The organism is Candidatus Magnetobacterium casense (assembly GCF_019173545.1).
GTDB lineage: Bacteria > Nitrospirota > Thermodesulfovibrionia > Thermodesulfovibrionales > Magnetobacteriaceae > Magnetobacterium > Magnetobacterium cryptolimnobacter.
Genome location: NZ_JABXWD010000439.1, coordinates 1 through 2,609, shown reverse-complemented (window position 1 = coordinate 2,609; position 2,609 = coordinate 1). Strand labels below are relative to the sequence as shown.

The 2,609-nt window shown below is 55.0% G+C and carries 2 protein-coding genes and 1 pseudogene; all 3 read right to left on the bottom strand.

Annotated elements, in window-relative coordinates:
* Positions 1–63: 63 nt before the first annotated feature.
* Positions 64–1,359: a beta-ketoacyl-[acyl-carrier-protein] synthase family protein gene (locus HWQ67_RS16040; RefSeq protein WP_218253693.1), complete on the bottom strand. Its 1,296-nt coding sequence runs from the start codon at positions 1,357–1,359 to the stop codon at positions 64–66.
* Positions 1,356–1,802, bottom strand: a complete 447-nt coding sequence (locus tag HWQ67_RS16035) for a hypothetical protein (protein ID WP_218253692.1) — start codon at positions 1,800–1,802, stop codon at positions 1,356–1,358. Before HWQ67_RS16035 ends, HWQ67_RS16040 begins: the two co-directional genes overlap by 4 nt.
* 269 nt (positions 1,803–2,071) lie before the next feature.
* Positions 2,072–2,609, bottom strand: a pseudogene (locus HWQ67_RS16030) (hypothetical protein); the annotation flags it as partial.

Below are 2,609 nucleotides of genomic sequence, written 5' to 3'. Positions count from 1 at the left end.
GGTCCCCTTGCGGGGGGTTCTGAAGGGGGGCGGAGCCGCCCCTTTCTTTCTTCTTTCATTGCCTTATCTGTATTTTTTTATAACAATCGACGAGTTTTGGCCTCCAAATCCGAAGGAATTACTTAGTGCGGCCCTTACCGATTTCCCGGAAGATGTCAGCCCCTTGTAGGAGACCTTTTGAGCTGGCGCATAGTTGAGGTCGCATTTGGGGTCAGGTTGTGTGAGGTTTACAGTGGGATGTATCTCATCCGTGTACACCGACAGGGCGGTAAAGACAAACTCGGGGCCACCGGAAGCGGCCAACAGATGCCCAAAAACCGACTTGCTCGAACTAATGACCAACTGATGTGCGTGTTCTTTAAAGACCTCTTTGATGGCGAGTGTTTCGGCCTTGTCGTTGAGTTTGGTGCTGGTACCGTGTGCGTTTATGTAGTCGATATCTTGCGGCGATAACCCCGAATCGGCCAGGGCACCGAACATCGAGGCCACTGCCCCGGCGCCATCTGCCGGTGGAGCCGTTACCTGATAAGCGTCCAGTGAGGAGGCATACCCTGCAACTTCGGCATACACCCGTGTCCCTCGCCTGCGTGCGTGAGACTCTTCCTCGAGGACTACCAGCCCCGCCCCCTCGCCCATGACCAATCCCGAGCGTCTGCGATCAAAGGGGCGACATGCCTCCTCCACCCTGTCCGTTGTCGTACATGCCGCACCCAGGAGGACGAAAAAGACCAACCCCACCGGATTGATCATCGAATCCGCCCCGCCACAGACCATGACGTCGGCCTCGCCATCGCGTATCATCCTGAAGGCCGTACCAATGGCCTGGGTGGCCGATGCACACGCCGTTGTAACGGTGCAGTTTGGTCCCAGGAGTTTCAGGCGTCTGGCCACCACGGCGGCAGCACGGTTGGAGTTGTTTCGCATAATGCCGTCATTGCATACTTGGCCGCACTGTCTGCCAAACCGGGCGATGTCAAACTGCCCCTGTGCGGTCACCCACGGAGCTATGTCCTCCAGCCTGTTCAGGGGAAGCCCGGCGGCAAGAGAGACTCCCATCCGCCATCGCTGCCCCGGTTGTTGAAGCAGACCGGCGTCGGCCAGTGAGCTATAGCCCGCCTGCAGGGCAAACATCGTCCTGCGTTCGCCTTCCCTGAGGGCATCCTCCTTGAATCTTTCGCTGATGGCAAGGAAGTCCGTCTCACTGACCTCGGCCACGGCCTGTACGGGGCAGTGTGGCGCCCCCGCAACTCGCCCTATGGCGCATACGCCATCGAGGGCCTTCTGCCAACTGGCCTCAACGTCAAGCCCCAGGGCAGTGACCATTCCCAGGCCGGTAACTACGACACGCTGCCGGTTCATGGCCCTGGTGTCAGGCCGCTGTAGTACTCAAAGCGCCTCTTTAGTTCATCGGGGTCTACGCGGTGAAAGTGGCTGAATATTATGCGCTGCATCGAAGCCACCTCCTTGCCGTCAACAAGCACGCAGGCCTTTCCAAGTGAGTCGCGCTTGGAGGTCGATACGATCTGAGCGTGTATCTGTGCAGTCAGTCCGGGCCTCAGCATTGGAGTTACCTTGACACCCTCAACCAGCGACATTATCGCAGAGAGTCTGAAGTCGTGCGTGTATATGATCAACCATCCCAGGAGTTGTGCCATCGCCTCGATGAATATCACCCCCGGAATGATCGCCTGCTTGCCGTAGTGGCCCCTCAGGAACTCCTCCGACAGGGCAAAGGTCTTAACACCGCTGACCGTTTTACCCTTTTCGATTTCAGTAATCCTGTCGTAAAATAAAAATCTCATGCCTATAACTACCTGCTAATAATTATTATCTCACCTTACGCACAGGGTACAAAAAGGGAGGGCTTTGCCATCCCTCAGACCCACCCACAAGGGGAGGGGTGAGCCACCCCGGGCATGAAGAAGTCCCCTTGACCACATTTATCTTCATCCATAGTACATATTTTTCGCAGTTATTTAAACCTCTAAACCTTTTTTTTGCTTCTATGCGTAACATGAGTTATAAATAATTCCTTTTCTTCTCTAAGCAAAATAGTACCTTCGTTTCACGTCTATACTTCCACACTGCCCACGATGATCGATACGGCCTGTCCCTCACAACTGTGGGCGTTGACCATAATCCGGCTCGCCTGTATTTTCAACGGTTTGTCAACCACAAGATCAAATCCGACATCATCATCCACGGGGGTTGCATTAACAGTTGGCGGTATGATACCCTCTCTGAGTATGCACGAGGCGATAAATGTATCCAGTGCCGGAGCCGCCGCAAGCAGATGCCCCAAGGCACCCTTTGAGGCATACACCTTGAGGGTTGACAACGCTTCTGAAAAGACCTCGTTGATTGCCTGACACTCATTCCTGTCTCCCGTGCGCGTGCCGTCGCCGTGTGCGATGACGACGTCAATGTCTTTGGGGGATAGTTTAGCCATCTTTAGTGCCGCAGTCATGGATGCGGATATCGCCCCGGCAGTGGGACCGGTAAAATCCTCGCCGTCATGTAACTGATTATGCTCAAACGCACTGCCCCAGCCATAAACACCGGCAAGAGGCACAAGCCCCCTCTCACGGGCTGTAGATAAATGTTCGATG

Excerpts from the sequence above, each read along its gene's own strand:
- HWQ67_RS16040 (WP_218253693.1), bottom strand. The coding sequence starts at position 1,359 with ATGAACCGGCAGCGTGTCGTAGTTACCGGCCTGGGAATGGTCACTGCC.
- HWQ67_RS16035 (WP_218253692.1), bottom strand. The coding sequence starts at position 1,802 with ATGAGATTTTTATTTTACGACAGGATTACTGAAATCGAAAAGGGTAAA.